Here is a 19,173-nt window from a genome sequence, read left to right on the forward strand (position 1 = left end):
CCGAGGAAGCTTGTGTCGCGCCCGCTAACGTGCGACAGTCCTGGCGAGTCGTTGAACAGGCAAGGAGACAACCGTGCCTCGTCCCTGGGAAGCCGACCGAGGAGCTCAATTCAGACGTCGGCTCGGTAAGACCGCCGCTGAATTAGGAAACAGCCGCACCACCAACGACTGTCCCGACATCTGGGAGCTCGACAACGGCGACATCGCGATCGTCGGACGTGACATGACGGCGGTGTTCGCCGACCGGCTGCCCGCTGACGTCCGGATCGGCATCGACGAACGCCTCGTTGTCATCCCCGGAAACATGTTGAGCGCTGCCAAACCGGACATCCCGGATGCTTAGTCGCATACACAAGATCGCCGGCAAGACCCTCGACGTCGCGGCCTATCACGCCATACGCCGTGTGGAAACTCATCACCTGACCAGGCCGATCTGGAAGCTCGAACGCTCTCAGTACTTCCATGAACCGGACGATGACCCCAGCTGGCAGGCATTCGTCGCGGATGACTGGCATCGAGTCCTCGCGGTGTTCGAGAGCGAGCGAGCCGGCGCGCGGGCCGAGGTGGAGAACTACGCGCGGCAGGGCACTGAGCTTCGGCGCCTGCGCATCGTCGAACGGCCGGTGTCGCGATACCTGCTATGGGAGATGCAATGGTTCAGGATCCTGGCAGAAGAAGGCACCGCGATCCGCGTCCTCGATGCCGAACACGTACGCGCCGTTGAGCGCGACGGTGTCCTCCCGGAGATCGTCGTCGACGAGCATGCGCTCTACCACATCAGATACGACAAGGACTGGCGGCCATGTGGGGCCAGACGCATCGACGACCCAGACGTGATGCGGCGGGCCATCGAGGAGGTCGCGGCACTGTGGGAGGTGGCAGAGCCCTTCTCGCGCTACTTCACCCGTGAGATCATGACGCTCCTGCCATCGCCCCCGTGAGGGCCGGACCCACAAAGAGGCATGAGCCGACGAATCGGTAACCGAAGCATCAAAAGCGCGCTCACCACGGCCGTTCTTCTGCTCATCGCCGCAACGGCCGTTGCTCTGATCGGTATCTCTCCGATCGCGCTCGGAGCCTTCCACGGGCCCACCGATAAGTGGGAACGGTTCAGCTTCATCGGTCAGACGTACGGCGCGGCGTCCGCCATCGTCTCGGTACTGGCCTTGGCCGGCATCGTCCTAACTTTGAGCTATCAAGCACGCGAGACGAAACTCGCCCGGGACGAGACGCGACGCCAGGCGATCGGGGATCTCCTCAAGATGGCGATGGAGGACCCTGACCTCGACGAGTGTTGGGGGCCGGTGCCGCAACCCGACGATCCGAAGACCCGCAAGCAACTGCTCTATACGAACATGATCATCGCTGAGTGGTCGTTGTCCTTCGAGACGAGAGCGCTGCCGGAAGCCCGCCTACGTGTCATCGCCAACGAGATGTTCCAGGGTGAGATCGGGCGCGACTATTGGAGGAACGCCCGAGAGGCACGGCTCTCCACATCGGCCAACCGCCGAGAGCGACGATTCCACGAGATCCTCGACGAGGAGTACAACCGAGCTCGCCTGCCGACGCCAACCGGCCGTCCCGCCCCAGCGTCCACCGTCGTACGCCGGACGACGGCGAAGGAACGCCTGCTGTGGGTGAGCGCAGGTGCCACCGCGATGGTGTTCTACCAAATACTCCGCCGGGTCCTTGGCCGACGTTAAGTCGGTCACCCGACATCCCGTAAACCGGGTCCGACGGCGACGTTCTTACTTACTCTCGTACGGGAGGCGGCAAGATGGACGGCTCACCCTCCAACAAGGAGTTGAGCTCGTCGGCGGCCGCGTATAGATCTACCACTTCGCTACGGATCATTTCGATGAAATCTCGGTCCACGATCTTCCGCGCGCCCTCAAGGTCGCCGTCGATGTCGTATAGGACTTCATACATGACGACGGTGTCGCGAATTACCAGCTCCGGCAATAGTCCGCGCTCTTCGAGATGTCGGATATCGGCGGCGTCGATAACGCGGATGCCCTCGCCTGCCTCAGCTCGAAGCCGGATGTATTACAGCTCCCACTGAAGGTAGGGCGTGTACGGCCGCTCGACGATCCGGACCCGGCGCATCGTGAGACCGCCGGACTCCCGTACCGGCGCCTGGATCTGATCTCTACGTTCATCGATGAGCCGGACCGCCTCCGCCCAATCACCGGCATCGAGCGCCCGCCAGCTCGGATCGTCAGGCTCCCGGAAGGTCTGACGTCTTTCGAGCTTTATGAACGCATCCGTAGAGTCAGAGAAATACGGCCAAAAGTCCGATAGGTACTCATCTACACTAAGCCGGGTGGCCGCGACGGCACGCACCTCTTCTAGCATCATTTCCCCGTATTGGGCAGGCGCCTTCGACGCGGCAAAAATACCATCGCAGCAACCAAGGTGATCGCTGATTGGTTGTAATCGCCTTAGAGCACAGGAGGGCCCCCGCCGTACGACCTGCCAATGACGGGAACCTTACGCGGCTTTGGTCGACTCGTCGCCGTTTGGGGACTTCCAGCGGGTACGTCCCCGAGCATCGGGTCCGCGACAGCCAGGGGATGAGGGGGTCCTGATGACCGGTGTCGACCCGGCCTTTGAGCGCCGCCGCCTGCTACGTCTGTCGGCGGCGACGGCCGGTGGCGTCGTGCTCGCCTCGGCCGGCGGCCGTACGGCGGCTGGAGACGTCACCGTGGCCCCCGCCGAGGAGGTTCCGCCGACCGAGGACCTCATGCGGGAGCACGGCGTGTTGAAGCGGGTTCTGCTGATCTACGAGGAGGCGGAGCGGCGGCTGCGACACGGCAAGGATCTTCCTCCGGAGGCGCTCCGCGCGTCCGCCGACATCATCCGTACGTTCATCGAGCAGTACCACGAGAAGCTCGAGGAGAATTACGTCTTCCCGCGACTGCGCAAGGCCGGAAAGCTGGTCGACACCGTCGCCGTGCTGAAGACACAGCACGAGAAGGGCCGGATCCTCACCAGTCGCATCCTGGCCGGCGCCACCGCCCAAGGACTGGCCGACGAGCGCACCCGCAAACGGGTCGTCCACGCCATGAGGTCCTTCGACCGGATGTACGCGCCGCACGAGGCCCGGGAGGACACCGTCGTGTTCCCGACGTTCCGCGACATCATGCCGGCGCGCGAGTTCGCCGAGATGGGCGAGCGTTTCGAGGACGAGGAGCACCGGCGGTTCGGCACCGCGGGCTTCACGGGCATCGTCGATCGCGTCGCCGGCATCGAGCGGGAGCTGGACGTCTACCAGCTCTCGAAGTTCACCCCGCACGTCTGACCACCGCCCGTACGGCGGAATGGACGAAGAAACGCAACGGCGGGTTGGTCACTTCTGATCCTATTGAAGTATTGAGGCGGAGCGTCAGCAGGACTGTACGATCCTGATCGCCGATACGGTCGACGATTCCCGATACGGAGAACCCGAGACCGGCCGACCGCATCTGGACCGGTACGCCATTTCCCGCCTCGGCCGGCAGCCACCGACGCCGCCGATGAGATGGGACAGCGCACCGCTACGATCTTCCGGATCCGATGCGTCGGAATTGGATTGCCGAAGCCAGGACACTCGACGCGACGATGCCGTAGAAAGACGTTGCCGTGATTCACAAGAACGCCGTTGTCTCCGCCGTCCGGCCTCGTACGGCGGCGGTCATCCTCCTTGCCGCCATCGCCGCCACGGGCTGTAAGCCGACTGGCAATTCCTCGGAACCGTCGGCGTCGGGGACCCCGGCCGGGTCGGCTTCGCCCACGAAGCCCGGATCTCCGGCCGCGGTGGGGACGCCCCAGCCCGTTTCGCCGGCGCCGACGAGCGGCGCCCCCGTGTCCGCCGCCGGCGTCCCGGACAGTGCCGCGATCCAGGCCGCCATGACCCGGACCGTCGAGGTCGCGAACCCGTCCACCCACTTCGCCGCTGGCGGCAAGCCGGTGACCACCTCGGATCGGGAGAACGGCAACCTCACCGCCGTCGTCGGCCAGCGCACCCCGACCGCGGACGGCAAGGGTCAGCTCGTCTTCTTCTGGCACGGCACGAAGTTCCTCGGCTGGGACGCCGTGACGGAGACCGACTCCATCCGCGGTATCACCGCCGGTCCCGGCTATTTCACAGTGACGTACACGCACTACGCGGCCCAGGACCCGGAGTGCTGCGCCTCCCTGCCGCCCGTCACCATCACGTACGCCTGGCAGGACAACGACGGCTTCGTCCCGTCCGGTCAGGTGCCCCACCACGGCGGTCCGGTCCGCGTGAAGCTCCTGCCCTGACCGCCGGTCGTATCTGACCGATTTCCCCTTTGACGCCGTACGGCGAAGTGCGCTTCTCTGTGCCGGTGCCCAACCTTCGCATCGAACGGGTGGACGACGAGGCCAGCCTCAAAGACTGGCGGTACGTCCACAACCTGATCATCCCTACTGCCACGCTGTCGCTCGACGAGGTCCGTGAGCGTTCGGGGCGCAATCTGCTGGACGTCGCGTACGCCGACGACGTCCTCGTGGGCTGCACGACGGTACGCCCGCCGACGAGCGACAACGGATCCACGGCCACGGTGATCGCCCGGGTCCTCCCCGAACACCGCCGCCAGGGGTTCGGGGAGGCACTGTTCGAGCGAGGGCTGACGGAGGCGCGGGAGCTCGACGCCGAGGTGATCGAAACGGTCATCTGGGCCGCGAACGTCGACGGCCTGCGCTTCGCCGAGAAGCACGGCTTCGTCGAGTTCGACAGGTACCAGTTGCCCGGCGACGACGTCTTCTGGATCGACTTGCGGCTGGCCTGAGCGCCGCCTCGTTGCCACTCGAGGTCACCGTCCGCGGCGGCCGACGACGTGGGCGAGGTTCACCTAGTCCTCCGCCGGGCTTACCCGGACCCCGAACAAGTAGCGGTGTTCAACCGCACGTTCGGGTGTGTGCGTCTGGTGTGGAACAAGACCCTCGCCGAACGCCACGCGGCGTATCACGAGCGAGGTGAGAAGACCTCTTACAAACAGACGGATGCGGCGCTGACGGGGTGGAAGAGGACCGAGGATCTGGCGTTCTTGTCGGAGGTATCGTCGGTTCCGCTGCAGCAGACGCTGCGGCATCAGCATGCGGCGTTCGCGAACTTCTTCGCGGGCCGCGCGAAGTACCCGCGGTTCAAGAACCGCAGCTCCCGGCAGACCGCGCACTACACCCGCTCGGCGTTTCGCATGAAGAACGGCGAGCTTCACATGGCCAAGACCGCCACGCCGGTGAGGTTCGTGTGGTCCTTCGACGACGTCGAAGTGTCCACGCTCAACCCCACCATGGTCGTCATCTCCCGGGATCCGGACGGCCGCTGGTACGTCACGTTCGCCATCGACACCGACGCGCCCGAGCCCATGGACGAGGCCGAGCACGCCATCGGAATCGACCTCGGCGTGAAGGACTTCGCGGTCACCTCCGACGGGGATCGCATCGCCAACCCCCGGCATCTGGAGCGCAAGGCCCGCAACCTGGCCCGCTACCAGCGGCGCATGGCCCGCTGCCAGCGCGGGAGCATGAACCGACGTAAGGCCAAGGCCAAGGTCGCCCGCGCCCACCGCAAGGTCCGCAACGCCCGGAACGACTTCCTGCACCGCACCAGCACCAACCTGATCCGCAGGGCCGACACGATCGTCATCGAAGACCTCGCGGTCACCAACATGGTCAAGAACCACATGCTGGCGCGGGCGATCAGTGATGCGGGATGGAGCGAGTTCCGCAGGCAACTCGAATACAAGGCCGAACGGGCCGGACGGCGCCTGGTCGTGATCGACCGCTGGTACCCCTCCTCCAAGACCTGCTCGGCGTGTGGGCATCTGCTCGCGCAGCTGAGTCTTTCCACCCGGCACTGGACGTGTCCGGGCTGCCGCACCCGGCACGACCGGGACATCAACGCGGCCAAGAACATCCTTGCGGCTGGTCGAGCCGGAACCGGGCAAACCCCCGGTGATGCCTGTGGAGCTGGTGTAAGACGGCAAGGGTCCTCCCTTCCGCATTCGGCGCTGAAACAGGAACCCCGCGCCGCGAGGCGCCCGGCCTAAAGGCCGGATCGGCCACCAGGCCGACGGGACTCCCCCCTCCTTCAGGAGGGGGGAGGAAGTCAACAGGCGAGGAGACCCCAGTAGGCCGCCCACGGGATGAAGATCGCTCCCGCGGCCACCGCCATGGCGACGCGGATGCGCAAGCCGCCGGACGTCGGTGTGCGCCGATTCCGCCAGGCGATCGTCGCGGTCGCGACCGTGGCGCCGACGACGATGACGGCGAGGAGTTGGAGAATCAGCCACGGGAGCGGGCGACCGACGAGGACCGGCCCGATGAGCTGTCCGCTGGTCGCGAAGACCGTGACCGTGAACAGCAGTGTTCCGAGGACGGTCACCAGACCCGTCGCCGCGAGCAGGCGGGCTGAGCGGGATGCCGGTCCCTTTGCTTTCGTGCGCCCGGTGATCCGGCGTATGACCCCGGTCACCAGGTATCCGGCGAATGCCACCAGGAAAAACGCGATCGCGACCCACTGAAGAGCGTTCGCCTCGTACCAGGCGCCGTTCGTCGGGGCACGGCTGGTGAGGGCCTGCCGTGGAGGTGCGGCGGCGCTGGACAGCGGCGCGCGGCCATCGGCGACCTGGTGGACCCACGAGGTCATCGTGGCCGCGTAGTCGGGGACGATGGCGCCCAGTGGATGGCCGCCCAGCAGCGGCCCGCCGAGGTGGTCGAACCCGTCGGTCGTACGGTGGCCGTTGTGGCCGCCGCCGGCGACGAACCGTACGGTGACGTGCTGGTTTCCCGCGCGGGCGAGGACGCGTTCGAAGATCTCCGAACTTTCTCGCGGCGGCACCTGCGTGTCGTGTTCACCCCAGAACGCGAGGACCGGCTGCCGCACGCGCTCGAGCGCGGGCACCGGGTCGTACCCGGCCGAGGGGAACAGTCCCGCGCCGTCCACGAGGTGCGCCGCCGGTCCGCTGACCGTGTCGAGAAGTGATCCGGAGACGTTCTGATGCCGCAAGTGGACGGCGAGGTACCAGGTCTGCGTGCGCAACGGCGTGTAACCGGGCCCACCGATCGTGATCAGGAACGCGACGTCCGAAGACCGCGACGCGACCAGCGGCAGGACCCAGCCGCCTTCGCTGAACCCCCACAGCCCGACCTTCGCGGGGTCGACGCCGGGACGGGCCCGGAGGGTCCGCACGCCGGCGAGCGCGTCGGTGGCGAGGAGCGAGAAGTCGCGGTGCATCTTCGAGTAGCCGACGGTCCGCTTGTCGTAGATGAGCGCGGCGATCCCGGCGCGGGCGAACGCCTCGGCCTCCTGCGTGTACTCCTGCCGGGGCGCCGGACCCGAGCCGCCCACCAGCACGACGCCCGGGACCGGGCGGGTGCTCCTGCTCGGTGCGACGACCGTGCCGTGCAGGAGCACACCGTCGCCGCCGCGGAAGGAGACGTCGCTACGGTTCACGGAGGTGGTACTCGGGCCGGCGGAGTCGTACGCGGCGGGGCGCGCCGGTGCCGACGACGGGATGAGAGCCGGAAGCGACGCCAGCAGGCCGATCGCCCATCCGACCGCTCGTACGCGGCGGGATTTGAATGAGAGCAGCACGACGTGCTCTCCTTTCTCTGGGGTTCGTGTACGCGAAGACACGCCGTATGGCGTGGTGACACGGGCTCCGTTCACCGGGTCGCCGAGCGTGCAGGCTCGGCGGCCCGGCTCATTCCTCGGAGCCTGCCGTGGGTGTTGAGGTGTCCGCCTCGGGGATACCGAGGAGCCGGACATGCATCGGACGTGCGCCGGGAGGCGTCTCCTCCTTGGGTCGTGAGTAGCGGTAGATCAGCGCGATGTACTCCTCGAAGAACTCCTTCGATTCATCGAGCGTGAGACGGAGGGTGGCGCGGGAGAACAGGAACGCGTCCGCCCAGTCGCCCAGCGCCTCCCGGTCGGCCGCGAAGCGGGAGAAGAGCTCGACGAGTTCGGCGAAGTTGTGCCGCATCATCTCCGAAAGCGCCTCGCGCACCTCCGGGGTCTGGCGGCTGTACGGCGGGAACCGTCGATCACCGGGCACAGCGCGCCACCAGCGTTCCCGTCCCTTCGACAGTTCGGGAACCTCCTCGACGAGCCCGTGCTTGGCGAGTTGCCGAAGGTGGTAGCTGGTCGCCCCGGTGCTCTCACCGAGCGCCCGCGCGAGGGTCGCGGAGTTGACCGGCCCGTCACGCAGACACTCCTCGATCTTGCGTCTGAGGGGGTGCGCGAGCAGCCGAAGCACCGCGACGTCCGTGATCTCCTGAGCTGGAGGGCGATCCGCCATGCGCTGATCATAAACACTCGCAAAGGGTCTTTGCAAAGAGTCTTTGCATCACTCCGGCCAGCGGGTCGGTCAGCCAGGGCACGGACCGGGAGACGCGCATCACATTCGTCGGGCTGTCACATCGTGCCGGGTGGTTCCGTCAGTGAGGTGTAGCAGCCAATACGGCAAGGAGATCACCATGGACGCCCGTCTCAACTACTACGGCAACCCGGCCGCGGCGAAGTTCCAGAAGTACATCAACTCCGCCGGCAAGGTCGTGACGGACTCGACGCTGCCGGCCGCGACGCAGGAACTGGTGAAGATCCGCGCCAGCCAGATCAACGGCTGCGCCGGCTGCCTCGACATGCACACCAAGGACGCCGCACACGCCGGGGAGACCTCCGTGCGCCTCAACCTGATCGCCGCCTGGCGGGAGGCCACGGTCTTCACCGACGCCGAGCGCGCCGCCCTGGAGCTCACCGAGCAGGGCACCCGCATCGCCGACGCCGCCGGCGGTGTCACCGACGAGGCCTGGGCGAACGCCGCCAAGCACTACGACGAAGACCAACTCGCCGCCCTGGTGTGCCTCATCGCCCTCATCAACGCCTACAACCGCATGAACGTCATCACCCGGCAGCCCGCCGGCGACTACCAGCCCGGCCAGTGGGGGTGACCGGCGACCAGCGGATCAGCGCCGAGGACGACCTTCGCGCAGCTCTTCGACTGCCTGGGCCACTCGGCGCTCCCGCATCTCGGCCTTCTTCGCCTGCCAGGCGTCAGCCGCCCATCCATGCCCGCGACTCCCGCGCAAGCAGCAGCCACACGATGCCGACCGGGACTACGAGGTACACGATCGCGACGACAATCCCGATGGGGTCCCCGGCCACAAGCGCGACGATCAACGTGACCAGCCCGCCGAGAATGAACAGGCTCTGGAGCGCGGCCGCCGGCACCCGCACCCAGCGCGCGCCGCGGCCCGCCATGACGGCGCCCGCACCCCAGAACGCGGCGATAACCAGGAAGAACAGGCCCATCGCGGTCAGTTGCCCGGCGCCGCTCTGGCCGTGGGAACTCTTACGGTGAGCCTCCATGAACATATCGACCATGGCGAGCACGAAGATGGCTGCTTCGAGCCACAGGCCGGCGATGGCCCACCTGGCTTTCGCCGGCGCGCGCCTCGGCCGGTCCTCGGGAGCCTGCGCGGCCTGGCTCTCGAACGTCATGGGGGTCTCCTCGTCGAGTGTTGAGCGCGATCGTCAACGGCACGGACCTCGCTGTCGATAACGCTAAATGGCGACCGTGGGAGGGGTCCCGGAACGCGGCGGCCGGCGACCAGCCCTACGGTGATTGCTTGATCCGTAAGGCTTATGAGGATCTTGGAGCAACAACGGAACTGTGCCAGTGCCCACCCTGTCGATCATGATGGTCCTGTGTGCTACGGCATGAGTTTTCGACGTCGGCGGATGGTTCGCACGAGCACCGGAGTGATGGCGCTGCGATGAAGAAGGCATGGACGCTCGCACGGCGGCCCCGGTGGTCGCCTCCGCCTTCGTCGAGGAGCCGTCCGACAGCTACGACGAGGGCGGCACAGCCGTTCTGAAGGCAGACGAGACGATCTACGTCCGTACCGATGCCAGCGTGGTGGCGCTGCGATGACGGACCCGAATACGTCGCTGCGCTTTGCCCCTGCTGGAATGGCGACCAAGGACTGGTGAATGGCCCCGATCGTCAAGCACTCCGCTCGCGCCATCCTGATCGACGACAACGACCGCCTCGTACTGATCAAACGCACCCGCCCAGGCCGGCCGGTCTACTGGACGACGCCCGGCGGCCGAGTCGAACCGGATGATCGATCGCTGGAGGAGGCGTTGCGACGGGAACTTCACGAGGAGCTGGGAGCGACCGCCGGCCTTTGTCAACAGGTGTTCCTGCTCAGCCGACCGAAAGATGGCGGCGTACGGGTGCAGCACATCTTCGTCGCACGGCTCACTGAGCTGGACCTTACGCGGCGTAACGGCCCCGAATTCGAAGACCCTTCGCGCGGACGGTACGACCCGGACTTCATCGCGCTCCACGATGAGTCGTTGGCCGCCATCGACCTGAGGCCCCGAGCGTTGAGAGACTTCATTCTGGCCAATCGGGATGCCCTGTTGGACGCTGCCGGCGCATGAGCGCCCGCCCAGGGGAAACCAGGCAGAAGCGGCCGACGACGTGACCGAGCGCTGACGAGCCGTATCCGGCCGCTGAATCAATCAACCTAAAGATCAGCAGAACAAACAAAATCGACTACCGGCTCAACATCGGCGGCCGTACGACTGGAGTGTCGGCTCCGACCGCGGCGGGGCGACAGGAACGGTCTCCATCCCTGAAACCGAACGGACGGGTGCCACAATGCGCACTACATCCCTCAGCCGCACGACGACCGTCACCGCACGGACCCGACGTCTCATCGCCGCGCTCACCGCACTGATCGCCACCACCCTCGGCGTGGCCATCGGCGCGGCCTGCATGACGCCGGCCCACGCCGACACCGCTCAGACGCCCACCACGACCAAGCTGACCTGCCAGGACTTCAACGGAGCCGGTTTCATCAACTGGGACATCCTCGTCCAGCTCAACCCCGACGGGACCGCCAAGTCCGCCTCACAGCTGGGCGACGCGTACCTCACCGGCCTGCAGGCGGTCTCGGTCGAGCGCACCGGCCAGGCCACGATCAACATCACCAACGGTGGGCGCTCCCTGAGCTTCCACAGTGACGTGCTCATCCAGGCAACGGTCCCCCTCACGACCATCAACTTCTCCGGCCCGGCTCAGGGCTGCAGCGCGGACTTCACCTTCCCGAACCCGCCGACCACGTTCACCAACCTCACGTTCAGCTCCTGACCGATCCCCGGTCTCGCCGGTGCCTCCGCGCCCTCTGGTGGCGGAGGCACCGGCACGGTCATATCGGGACACGCCTTGAGCACCGGCGTGATCGCTCGGGCCCTCTCCGAACACCGCCGCCGTGGAGACGACGCGACCCGCCTCGTCGCGGACGTGACCGCCACGGACCGAAACCGCCCATCACCGTGAGGGACCCGTCTCGACGTGCTCGCTCGCGAGTTCCTCGAAGGAGACGCCGTCGAGCAGCCGGTCCAGCGCCTCGACGAAATGCGGGCATTCGCGCGCGGGGTGCTCAGCGGGGCACATGAGCACATGGCTGAGAAAGTCTTTGGCACCCTGGGCCCTGGCGATCAGCTCTTCCAGCTTCTCGATCTGCCCGCCGACGGTCTCCCGCCACTGGTCGCTCCCCTCGTCCAGCAGGGCAGCCGCCGTGTCGAGGTCGATACCGAGCCGCTGCGCGATCTGGATGAACGCCAGGCGCCGTAGCTCCCGCCGACCGTACATCCGCTTCCCGTGCACCCGCGCGGCCGGCCGTACGAGGTCGCGTTCCTCGTAGTAACGGAGCGCCGAGGTTCGCATGCCGAGCCGGTCGGCGGCCTCACCGATAGGGATCAGTTCCATGCGACCATTTGACTTCAAGCCGACTTGAAGCGACAGCCTGGGTGCATGGACGTCACGACACCCTGGACCATGGACGAACCGACCCGCTCGCCGTTCGCGCTGCCGAAGGGACTGGCCGGGCGGCTCGCCGGCCGCCTGATGCTGCGGATGAACAGGCAGCAGGACGTGCTGGACCTGCTCGACGTTCAGGCCGGCGAGCAGGTCCTGGAAGTCGGCTACGGGCCCGGCGGGCTGATCCGTCTACTCGCGCGGACGTCCGCGAAACGGATCTGCGGTGTCGACCCCTCACCGGAGATGCGCGACCTCGCCGGCCGACCGCACCGGGCGCAGATCGCCGCGGGCCGAATCGACCTCCGGCTCGGCACGGCCGACCGTACGGGCTTCGCCGACGCGACCTTCGACCGCGTGGTCTCGGTGAACAACGTCGCCATCTGGCCGGACCTGGAAGCCGGCCTACGCGAGCTGCACCGGGTGACACGCCCCGACGGACGGGCGCTGATCGCCTGGCACGGCGGCGTAAGGCCGTCCCGCATCGCCCGCGGCCTCGTACTGCCCGAAGACGAACTCGCCCGCATCGAGCACGGTCTCCACGGCCTCTTCTCCGATGTGACACGCCACGAGCCGGCGAGCCTCACCGTCTTCGCCGCCGTACGCTGACGGCCTCGGCGCTTTCCGTCTCAAAAACTCGGGGCACCGAGGTGGGTGACGCGGTCGAGCGCGGCGAGGTCGTCGTCGTCCAACCGGATGCCGTCGACGGCCAGGTTCTCTTCGAGGTGGGCGACCGAACTCGTACCGGGGATCAACAGCATGCGGTCGTAGTGGGCGAGCAGCCAGGCGAGCGCGATCTGCGACGCCGAGACGTTGTGCTTGGCGGCCACTGAAGCGATCGCCGGATCGGCGGCGAGTGCCTGCGGGCCACCAGTGAACGCGGAGCCGAGGGGATAGTAGGGAACGTAGGCGATGTCGTTCTCGCGGCAGAGATCGACGACCGGCTCATCCGTACGATTCGCGATGCTGTACGCGTTCTGCACCTCGGCGATCGGGGTGATCTCAAGGGCGGTCTTGACGACGTCGGCTGAGACGGTCGAGAGGCCGATGAGATCGAGCTTGCCCTCGTCGCGCAGATCGGTCAGGGCACCGAGCTGCTCGGCGAGCGGAACGGTGTCCGGTTCAGCGCCCCCGACCCCGAAACGCATGTTCACGAGGTCGATCCGCTCGAGCCGCAGGGAGCGTAGGTCCTGCTCGACGGTCGCCCGCAACTGTTCCGGACGTGAGGCCCGGATCCATCCGCCTTCCTCGTCGCGGGAGCCGCCGACCTTCGTGGCGATGACGAGGCCGTCCGGGTAGGGGTACAGCACCTCGGCGATGAGTTCGTTGACGACATCGGGACCGTAAGCCTGCGAGGTGTCAATGTGGTTGACGCCGAGCTCGACGGCGCGGCGCAGTACGGCACGAGCCGCATCCGGGTCCTTCGGCGGGCCGAACACCCATGGGCCGGCGAGCTGCATCGCGCCGAAGCCGATGCGCCGCACGACCTTGTCGCCGAGCAGGGAGGTCTGAGTGATGGTGGTCATGCGTCGACTATGGGATCCGTGCGTTGTTTTGATTAGTGGTGGGAGCATCCTCGGACGCACAGACCCACCCACGTCGGCGCACCCGGCCACTACCGTTGAAGCGTGGCCAAGAACGGTGAGCTGCGCGAGTTCCTGCACACGCGGCGGGCGCGCGTACAGCCTGAGGACGTGGGTATCCAGACCGGCGGCCAACGTCGCGTCCCGGGCCTGCGCCGCGAGGAAGTCGCGATGCTGGCCGGCGTGAGTCTCGACTATTACGCCCGCCTTGAGCAGGGCCGCCGTCACCTACAGCCGTCCGATCAGGTGCTCGACGCGATCGCCCGCGCGCTGCGGCTGGTCGAGATCGAGAGGCAGTACCTCCACAACCTCGTCCGGTCGACCGTCGCCGCGCCCAAGCCCGACGACCTGCAGCTCGCGCCCCTCGACGCGGGCATGAGGCTGATGCTCGACAGCCTCAAGACCCCTGCGATCATCATCGACTCGCGCGGAGACGTTCACGCGATGAACCGCATGGGACGGGCGCTGCTGGTGGGACTCGAACCGATGCCGTCCGCGGCGGCCAGCCACCCGCGCTGGCTGTTCCTGGAGCCGTCGACGCGGGATCTCTTCACCGACTGGGAGATGAACGCGCGCGTCAGCGTCGGCGTCCTACGGGAGGCTGCGGGCCGCTACCCACGCGACAAGACGCTGCACGCGCTGATCGGCGAACTGTCCGTCGCCAGTCCCGAGTTCCGCAGCTGGTGGGCCGAGCACGATGTCGACGCGCGATGCCGGGGTCCCAAGCGATTCCATCACCCCGTCGTCGGCGAGCTCATCATGCACGTCGAGGCGCTGCAATTCCCGGACGGGGAGCGCTGGCTCTACTCCTATTCAGCGGAACCCGAATCGCCCTCCGCAGAGGCGATCCGGCTGCTCGGCACGTGGGCCGCGACGCAGGACGCCGAGGAAACGTCCGATCAGGCCAGCGTCCCGCGCTCCTCCACCCTCCACGCGTCCAGCGAGTAGTGATGGAGCCGCAGATGATGCCGCGCGGCCGCGGTGCAGCCGGGGCCTGGTGGGGCTCCTGCTGTGCCGGCTGTCACCGGCGGTGTGGCGCAGGTGTTCGCAGGTCGGTGAGGACCTGGGTGGTAAAAGTCGAGCGTTCCAGCAGCTCTATATCGAGCAGTTGACGGCGTCTTTCCTGTTCAACCAGTGGATCGCTTTGTGCGGCCTGTACCGGCTGCGCATCGAGCTCCCCTTGGCGGCGAGAGAGGGCCGCTGCCAGGGCAGCGTCCCGGCCGTAGCGCAGGCAGTGCAGTGTTTCTCTGACCCCGCCGTGGACGGCTACATGACAGGCGCCGGCCACAGCCCAAGCGGCGTGTACGGCGTTCTCCGCCAACGGCGTAGCGGCGCCGTTCGCGACCCGCCATGCCTCCCACGTCCTCGTGCCGGCGAGGTCGAACCCGAACTCGGCGGCGACGAACGCCTGGTCCATGCAGGTCACGCCCACGGTGACGATGTCGAAGGCGGACCCGCGCTCCAGCAGATCCCACACGCCGTCCAGAGCACTTTGGAGCACCAGCGGCTCACCCAGCCCGGTCTGCTCGTGAAACCGTCGGTAGTACGGCAGCAGACGGTCGGCGACCGCCGCCGCCAGCGCAGCCCGAGCCACAGGAGCCAGACCATCGAGCCGCTCGGTCAGCCGTCGTTCTTCGTCAAGGAATCCGGCGATACGGCCGTCATCTCGCCCTGCATCCATGACGTGACCCTATGACGGCGCGATGTCCAGATGAGAAGAAGCCGCATGTACGAGCTTCGGAGACTCCCAATCGTCGTGAAGCACATCCGCACGGTCAGGATCCGCCTGATGGTCACGTCTTTGTCTCCGAACACTCTGTGGTAGTAGACAGCTCCGCCGCTCACTGGTTCCCTTGTGTGTGTCAGGGTCAGTCTTTCTGTCAAAACGGGGGATGCCGACATTCCCGGGGGTGGCGACCGAAATGACTCGCGAGGTGGCGGATGGCCACTGATCGCTTAAGCGACGACGCCGATACCGATGTAGAGAAGATCGACGAGACTCTTCCTGCCGCACATCGCCTGCCGCCGGACCGACCGGGCGCCGAGGGCTTCCCATCGCGAGCGGAAAGCAGAGCCGGTGCGGCTGAAGTCAACGACGACGGGCGGCAGTCTTCCGTCCAGCCAGGCACCGAGGCTGCCGACGATCAAAAGAAAGCCAGCCGGCAGGGCACCGATAGCCAGCAGGAACCACTCGTGCCCGAGGCCCACAGCGGTGAAACGATCCGCCCGTTCAGTGAGCGCCTCGATACTCCGCTGGGTGATGACCAGCCGACCCCGCGGGAAGTGCTGGAACGCTTCGCCCCTCCACGTGCCGGTCTGCGGGAACTCTCGGCGGAACAGGCGAAAGAGTACATCGAGCAGAATGCTGAGCAGCGGCCTTGGCTTTCGTCGGCCAGAGACAGCGACCCGGCGGTACAGCGGGTCATCGCCGCACTGGACCAGGGCAGAGGCCATGCGCTGGAGCGTCATGAAGGCTTTGCCGACGACGACAAGCTGTTTCGGCGTGTGACCGCACTGGAGGACCCGGCACAGCTCGATGCCGACAAACGCGTGGCGGGCATCGACGGGTGTAAGCCTGGAAACCAGGACCACGGGTGCGCCGATTCTGCGACCGCGATCCAGGACCCGGGGGCTTTCGCAACCGCCTTCGCGCGTGGCACGGAACATCAGAAGGTACGCGCGGCTCTCGATACGCCATTCGCGCCGGGCGCAGCCCCGCTGGCTGTCTCGATACCCATTGAAGAGTTATTAGGCCCAGATGGACACCGCTACTGTGACGGCTACGCCCTTACGCCAATAGCAGGAAATAGCCGGGCGGCGATGGAGTGTCGAGACGCATTTGTATATGCGCGAGCAAACGACCGGGATCCCGATGTTCCACCACCGCAGGCTACACAGATGGAGTCGTTCGCCGGTGGGACCGTCGAGTTTCACTTCCGCCCCAACTCCGCCCAAGGCAGCTACGAAGTGAACACGATGTACGTCGAGCCACCAAAGGGCCCCTAGGAGGAACGATGGCACTCAAGGGAAAATACTGGCGCGAAGACAGGAATGCACCGTTCGCGATACTCCTCGGCACAGTAGAAACACACTGCCACCCCGAAGCCTACGATGAGGCTTACGAAGACCTGATCCAGCGCGCGCGACATCCGAAAGGAGACGCTAGTATCAACGACTTCAAAGAGCAGCTGCGCACCGCACTTCAGGACACTTCCAAGCTCCCAGAGGATTCTCTGTTCACAGCAGCTCAATATAGCGACGGAAGCGACGACAAGTTCCTTAGTCGCCTATGGCGCGACTTGTACCCGAACGAGCCACTTCCCGCGAGCTGACCGGAAGGCGGAGCACCCTTGGCGTGCTTCACCGACTCGAGTAGCTCCATGCTTGGCCCGCGCTCCTGAGCCGGGCCGTTGTCGGAGGCGTTCGCTCCCCGACGGCCTCGGCGTCGTCGAGCTCTGCATCGTGCCGACGGCTCGCCCTCACACCGGCAGCCTGAACGCAGTTGGTGCCATCGCCGCTATAGGTGATCGTCCACCAAGCCAGACGTGCGTTACCCAACCTGAGTCACAGAAGCAAGACCATCGAGCCGCCCGGTCAGCCGCATCAGTGACGGCGGCGTGGAAGGCGAATCACTCGACTCTGGTCAGCACGACCGTCCAGTCACGCCCTCCCAGACCCTCGACCCGGTCAAGCTTCCAAGTCTGGTCACTGACGGGGAACGTGTCGCCAATGCGAAGAGTGTATTCACGTTCTTCGTCAGAGGTTACTGCGAGATAGACCTCTGCCGATCCATCAGGCAGAACAGCAGCGTTGAAGACACCGAAGCTACCGATAGAGGTGTTTCGCTGCCTACCATGTTTCAAGAAGATCTCAGTTGGCGTCACTATTAGTCCAAGGTTGTGTATCGAGCCCGCATCGAGTCTTTGAACTCTTTGACCGTCATCACCTGGGGATGCTGCGCGTTCCAGGGGTTGCGTAGGTGGATTCTTCCGCCACCGTCCACGCTCGTCACCTCGTAAGCATGGCAATGGTGGAGTTTGTGTGGCAAGCGCTTCTCACCGGCACGTAGGTCCCGCGTGCCAACCAAGATCGGTTTGCTGTCGCCGAGTTGCTTGCGAAAGTCTTCGAGGAGCTGGCGGTCCGGGCCGCGTCCGTTGTGATCGTAGCCGGTAGGGAATTCCCATGACTTTGCGGGCTTGCCCGTCAGCTGGGTGAGAAGTTCGGCGCGGTCGCTGGGGTTGCTGCCCTGATTGAGGCGTACATATCCTGTTGGCGCGTCTCCGCCATTGCCCTGTACGTCCCAGCGGTCGGACCACTTCTGCCGCCGTTCGTCGTTCCATGTCTGATCGGTGCCGGCAACCGCCTTCTCCAGAACCGGCGCCCACGCCGCCCCGGTCGAGGTCGAGTCAGCGAACGCTGGCTTGCCCGGATCATCGGCATGTACCGGAAGGTCGGGTGTCACGGTCAGGGTGACAGGTCGTCCCGTCGGCTCGTAACGCATACGCGATGACGAGTACTTGGCTTCATGGAGCCGTACCTCGTAGTTCCCGTCGTCGGTTTCCCGCACGCAGTCGCGTATCGCCTCTGGTCGGTGGCCCGCGACCGCACCGAGCGTGGCGATTATCCCGCAGTCGCCGAGGTCGCCCTGCTTCGTCTGCTCGCGCATGGGCTCACCGTCGAACAGCGGGGTGCGGGCACCGTCCGAACGCTCCAGAGGCGTGCCGTAGCGATCAGGAACCAGCCGCGGGTTCTCCAGTGGATCTTGGAAGTCGGGCCGATCCACCACGCCGACCAGCTCCGTACGCTGATCACTCTGCTCGGGAGTGAAGGCTCGCTTCAGGCTTGAGAAGATGCCCCGCTCTACCGCGCTGTCATCATGGTCAGCGACGCGAGCGATGTCGTCGGATAGTCCATCGCCGGCGACTCCCTTTCGCCCGGCGTCGATGTGGCTTCCAGAACTGGAATCCAGCGACGTTTCCCGATCCGCCTCTTTCTCGGGGGTCACGGCCCCGCTATCGGCCTCGCCATCGTCCGTCTTGAAGCCGATGCCTTCGGCCGTGCCACTAGGATCCTCGGGCGGGTCTGCGCTGTCCTCTTGCTGCTGTTCGGTCGAGTCCGTGAGCGCGGATGGTTCGCCTGCCTCAGCCGCACGGGTGCCGTCTTGTGGGACGGCCAGGTTGTCGGGCTCCTGTTGTTGTCGGCCCGCATCGCTTGCGGCACCAGCCTCCTCGAAACGGCGCTCCGCGTCTGACGAGCCGCTGGTGCCCGCCTGAGCATGTCCCGTGTCGCTCCGCTCGCCGGTGACGCGAGCGTCTCTGACCGACTCGCCGTGGTCCGGAGCCGACGCAGTCCAGGGTTCCGGCCCGTCCTGTGCGGCTGTGGAGTCTTGTTCGCCAGAGGCCTCCTGGTCCGGCTGCGCGGTGTCCGGCTCGTTCTCAATCGGCTCGTCGGTGGCCTGGGTGCTGATGTCGTTGGCGGCGGCAGCGCCTTCGCGGCTGTCGGCGCGGGAAGGGTAGCCGTCGGTGCCAGGCATGTCCGGCGGAGGGGGCGGGCGCCGGTCAACAGGGGCCTCTTGCTCGACGGCTACGGTGTTCGTGTCGGAGCCAGCGTTGGTGCGGTCAATGCCCATCGGAGATACGTCGTTCCAGCAGCAGTTGACGATCGACCAGGTCGACAGTCATGACCCGAACACCCACGCCTCCGTGACCCCCCGTACTTGACAGAGCGTCTGACCGAGCCCGGAGAACAACCCA

General features: G+C 66.2%; 24 protein-coding genes and 1 pseudogene. 15 read left to right on the plus strand and 10 right to left on the minus strand.

Annotated elements, in window-relative coordinates; all coding sequences use genetic code 11:
* The first annotated feature begins 73 nt into the window (after positions 1 to 73).
* Genes ACQP2O_RS53140 through ACQP2O_RS53150 form a run of 3 tightly spaced genes read left to right on the plus strand, consistent with a single transcriptional unit; the run spans position 74 to position 1,703 of the window.
* Positions 74 to 343, plus strand: coding sequence for a hypothetical protein (locus tag ACQP2O_RS53140; protein ID WP_433178097.1), 270 nt, complete (start codon positions 74 to 76; stop codon positions 341 to 343).
* On the plus strand, positions 336 to 941 hold the full coding sequence (locus tag ACQP2O_RS53145) for a DUF6879 family protein (protein WP_433178099.1): 606 nt from the start codon (positions 336 to 338) through the stop codon (positions 939 to 941). The genes ACQP2O_RS53140 and ACQP2O_RS53145 overlap by 8 nt, the downstream gene beginning before the upstream one ends.
* A gap of 21 nt (positions 942 to 962) precedes the next feature.
* Positions 963 to 1,703 carry a DUF6082 family protein gene (locus ACQP2O_RS53150; protein WP_433178101.1) on the plus strand — a complete coding sequence of 247 codons (741 nt, stop codon included), beginning with the start codon at positions 963 to 965 and terminating at the stop codon, positions 1,701 to 1,703.
* Between the two features lie 49 nt (positions 1,704 to 1,752).
* Here ACQP2O_RS53150 and ACQP2O_RS53155 read toward each other — a convergent pair.
* Positions 1,753 to 2,358 (minus strand): annotated as a pseudogene (locus tag ACQP2O_RS53155) (DUF6879 family protein).
* A 229-nt stretch (positions 2,359 to 2,587) separates the two neighbouring features.
* On the opposite strand from ACQP2O_RS53155, the gene ACQP2O_RS53160 reads away from it, so the two are divergent.
* The gene (locus tag ACQP2O_RS53160; protein ID WP_433178104.1) at positions 2,588 to 3,301 is read left to right on the plus strand and encodes a hemerythrin domain-containing protein; all 714 of its coding nucleotides are present in this window, start codon (positions 2,588 to 2,590) and stop codon (positions 3,299 to 3,301) included.
* Positions 3,302 to 3,626: 325 nt separating this feature from the next.
* Here the strand turns inward: ACQP2O_RS53160 and ACQP2O_RS53165 are convergent, their stop codons facing one another.
* Positions 3,627 to 3,890, minus strand: a complete 264-nt coding sequence (locus ACQP2O_RS53165; protein ID WP_433178106.1) for a hypothetical protein — start codon at positions 3,888 to 3,890, stop codon at positions 3,627 to 3,629.
* On the opposite strand from ACQP2O_RS53165, the gene ACQP2O_RS53170 reads away from it, so the two are divergent.
* The 3 genes from ACQP2O_RS53170 to ACQP2O_RS53180 all read left to right on the plus strand — a co-directional run bounded on the left by ACQP2O_RS53170 (position 3,889) and on the right by ACQP2O_RS53180 (position 6,056).
* The gene (locus tag ACQP2O_RS53170; protein WP_433178108.1) at positions 3,889 to 4,284 is read left to right on the plus strand and encodes an LppP/LprE family lipoprotein; all 396 of its coding nucleotides are present in this window, start codon (positions 3,889 to 3,891) and stop codon (positions 4,282 to 4,284) included. The two genes, ACQP2O_RS53165 and ACQP2O_RS53170, sit on opposite strands and share 2 nt — an antisense overlap.
* A 65-nt stretch (positions 4,285 to 4,349) precedes the next feature.
* The gene (locus ACQP2O_RS53175; RefSeq protein WP_433178111.1) at positions 4,350 to 4,793 is read left to right on the plus strand and encodes a GNAT family N-acetyltransferase; all 444 of its coding nucleotides are present in this window, start codon (positions 4,350 to 4,352) and stop codon (positions 4,791 to 4,793) included.
* A gap of 129 nt (positions 4,794 to 4,922) precedes the next feature.
* Positions 4,923 to 6,056 carry an RNA-guided endonuclease InsQ/TnpB family protein gene (locus ACQP2O_RS53180; RefSeq protein ID WP_433178114.1) on the plus strand — a complete coding sequence of 378 codons (1,134 nt, stop codon included), beginning with the start codon at positions 4,923 to 4,925 and terminating at the stop codon, positions 6,054 to 6,056.
* A 59-nt stretch (positions 6,057 to 6,115) separates the two neighbouring features.
* Here ACQP2O_RS53180 and ACQP2O_RS53185 read toward each other — a convergent pair whose 3' ends face one another.
* Both ACQP2O_RS53185 and ACQP2O_RS53190 read right to left on the minus strand, forming a co-directional pair.
* Positions 6,116 to 7,603 (minus strand): alpha/beta hydrolase family protein, encoded by a 1,488-nt coding sequence (locus ACQP2O_RS53185; protein ID WP_433178116.1) that lies wholly within the window; start codon positions 7,601 to 7,603, stop codon positions 6,116 to 6,118.
* A 109-nt stretch (positions 7,604 to 7,712) separates the two neighbouring features.
* Positions 7,713 to 8,306: an ArsR/SmtB family transcription factor gene (locus tag ACQP2O_RS53190; RefSeq protein WP_433178118.1), complete on the minus strand. Its 594-nt coding sequence runs from the start codon at positions 8,304 to 8,306 to the stop codon at positions 7,713 to 7,715.
* Positions 8,307 to 8,484: 178 nt separating this feature from the next.
* On the opposite strand from ACQP2O_RS53190, the gene ACQP2O_RS53195 reads away from it, so the two are divergent.
* The gene (locus tag ACQP2O_RS53195) at positions 8,485 to 8,958 is read left to right on the plus strand and encodes a carboxymuconolactone decarboxylase family protein (RefSeq protein WP_433178121.1); all 474 of its coding nucleotides are present in this window, start codon (positions 8,485 to 8,487) and stop codon (positions 8,956 to 8,958) included.
* 103 nt (positions 8,959 to 9,061) lie between these two features.
* Here the strand turns inward: ACQP2O_RS53195 and ACQP2O_RS53200 are convergent, their stop codons facing one another.
* Positions 9,062 to 9,508 (minus strand): hypothetical protein, encoded by a 447-nt coding sequence (locus ACQP2O_RS53200; RefSeq protein WP_433178123.1) that lies wholly within the window; start codon positions 9,506 to 9,508, stop codon positions 9,062 to 9,064.
* Between the two features lie 286 nt (positions 9,509 to 9,794).
* On the opposite strand from ACQP2O_RS53200, the gene ACQP2O_RS53205 reads away from it, so the two are divergent.
* The 3 genes from ACQP2O_RS53205 to ACQP2O_RS53215 all read left to right on the plus strand — a co-directional run bounded on the left by ACQP2O_RS53205 (position 9,795) and on the right by ACQP2O_RS53215 (position 11,168).
* Positions 9,795 to 9,941, plus strand: a complete 147-nt coding sequence (locus tag ACQP2O_RS53205) for a hypothetical protein (RefSeq protein WP_433178125.1) — start codon at positions 9,795 to 9,797, stop codon at positions 9,939 to 9,941.
* A gap of 59 nt (positions 9,942 to 10,000) precedes the next feature.
* Positions 10,001 to 10,456, plus strand: a complete 456-nt coding sequence (locus ACQP2O_RS53210; RefSeq protein WP_433178128.1) for an NUDIX domain-containing protein — start codon at positions 10,001 to 10,003, stop codon at positions 10,454 to 10,456.
* Positions 10,457 to 10,676: 220 nt separating this feature from the next.
* Positions 10,677 to 11,168 (plus strand): hypothetical protein, encoded by a 492-nt coding sequence (locus ACQP2O_RS53215; RefSeq protein ID WP_433178131.1) that lies wholly within the window; start codon positions 10,677 to 10,679, stop codon positions 11,166 to 11,168.
* 180 nt (positions 11,169 to 11,348) lie between these two features.
* On the opposite strand, the gene ACQP2O_RS53220 is transcribed toward ACQP2O_RS53215, so the two are convergent.
* The gene (locus ACQP2O_RS53220) at positions 11,349 to 11,789 is read right to left on the minus strand and encodes a MerR family transcriptional regulator (RefSeq protein WP_433178133.1); all 441 of its coding nucleotides are present in this window, start codon (positions 11,787 to 11,789) and stop codon (positions 11,349 to 11,351) included.
* A 45-nt stretch (positions 11,790 to 11,834) separates the two neighbouring features.
* Between ACQP2O_RS53220 and ACQP2O_RS53225 the strand changes: the two genes are divergently transcribed.
* Entirely contained in the window at positions 11,835 to 12,446 is a 612-nt protein-coding gene (locus tag ACQP2O_RS53225; protein WP_433178136.1) for a class I SAM-dependent methyltransferase, read from the plus strand.
* A gap of 20 nt (positions 12,447 to 12,466) precedes the next feature.
* On the opposite strand, the gene ACQP2O_RS53230 is transcribed toward ACQP2O_RS53225, so the two are convergent.
* Positions 12,467 to 13,363: an aldo/keto reductase gene (locus ACQP2O_RS53230; RefSeq protein ID WP_433178139.1), complete on the minus strand. Its 897-nt coding sequence runs from the start codon at positions 13,361 to 13,363 to the stop codon at positions 12,467 to 12,469.
* Between the two features lie 102 nt (positions 13,364 to 13,465).
* On the opposite strand from ACQP2O_RS53230, the gene ACQP2O_RS53235 reads away from it, so the two are divergent.
* Positions 13,466 to 14,368, plus strand: coding sequence for a helix-turn-helix domain-containing protein (locus ACQP2O_RS53235; RefSeq protein WP_433178142.1), 903 nt, complete (start codon positions 13,466 to 13,468; stop codon positions 14,366 to 14,368).
* Between the two features lie 73 nt (positions 14,369 to 14,441).
* On the opposite strand, the gene ACQP2O_RS53240 is transcribed toward ACQP2O_RS53235, so the two are convergent.
* A complete protein-coding gene (locus ACQP2O_RS53240) occupies positions 14,442 to 15,101 on the minus strand; it encodes a DUF416 family protein (RefSeq protein ID WP_433178144.1) in 660 nt (219 codons plus the stop codon).
* Positions 15,102 to 15,361: 260 nt separating this feature from the next.
* Here ACQP2O_RS53240 and ACQP2O_RS53245 point away from each other — a divergent pair, with 260 nt between their 5' ends.
* Positions 15,362 to 16,426 carry a hypothetical protein gene (locus ACQP2O_RS53245; protein ID WP_433178146.1) on the plus strand — a complete coding sequence of 355 codons (1,065 nt, stop codon included), beginning with the start codon at positions 15,362 to 15,364 and terminating at the stop codon, positions 16,424 to 16,426.
* Positions 16,427 to 16,434: 8 nt separating this feature from the next.
* Complete coding sequence (locus ACQP2O_RS53250) at positions 16,435 to 16,752, plus strand: hypothetical protein (RefSeq protein WP_433178148.1); 318 nt, start codon at positions 16,435 to 16,437, stop codon at positions 16,750 to 16,752.
* A gap of 297 nt (positions 16,753 to 17,049) precedes the next feature.
* Here the strand turns inward: ACQP2O_RS53250 and ACQP2O_RS53255 are convergent, their stop codons facing one another.
* Together ACQP2O_RS53255 and ACQP2O_RS53260 are read right to left on the minus strand one after the other, a co-directional pair.
* On the minus strand, positions 17,050 to 17,304 hold the full coding sequence (locus tag ACQP2O_RS53255; protein ID WP_433178150.1) for a DUF6406 domain-containing protein: 255 nt from the start codon (positions 17,302 to 17,304) through the stop codon (positions 17,050 to 17,052).
* A 2-nt stretch (positions 17,305 to 17,306) separates the two neighbouring features.
* The gene (locus ACQP2O_RS53260) at positions 17,307 to 18,953 is read right to left on the minus strand and encodes a hypothetical protein (RefSeq protein ID WP_433178152.1); all 1,647 of its coding nucleotides are present in this window, start codon (positions 18,951 to 18,953) and stop codon (positions 17,307 to 17,309) included.
* Positions 18,954 to 19,173: the final 220 nt, after the last annotated feature.

This window comes from Actinoallomurus sp. CA-150999, from assembly GCF_050942425.1.
Lineage (GTDB): Bacteria > Actinomycetota > Actinomycetes > Streptosporangiales > Streptosporangiaceae > Actinoallomurus.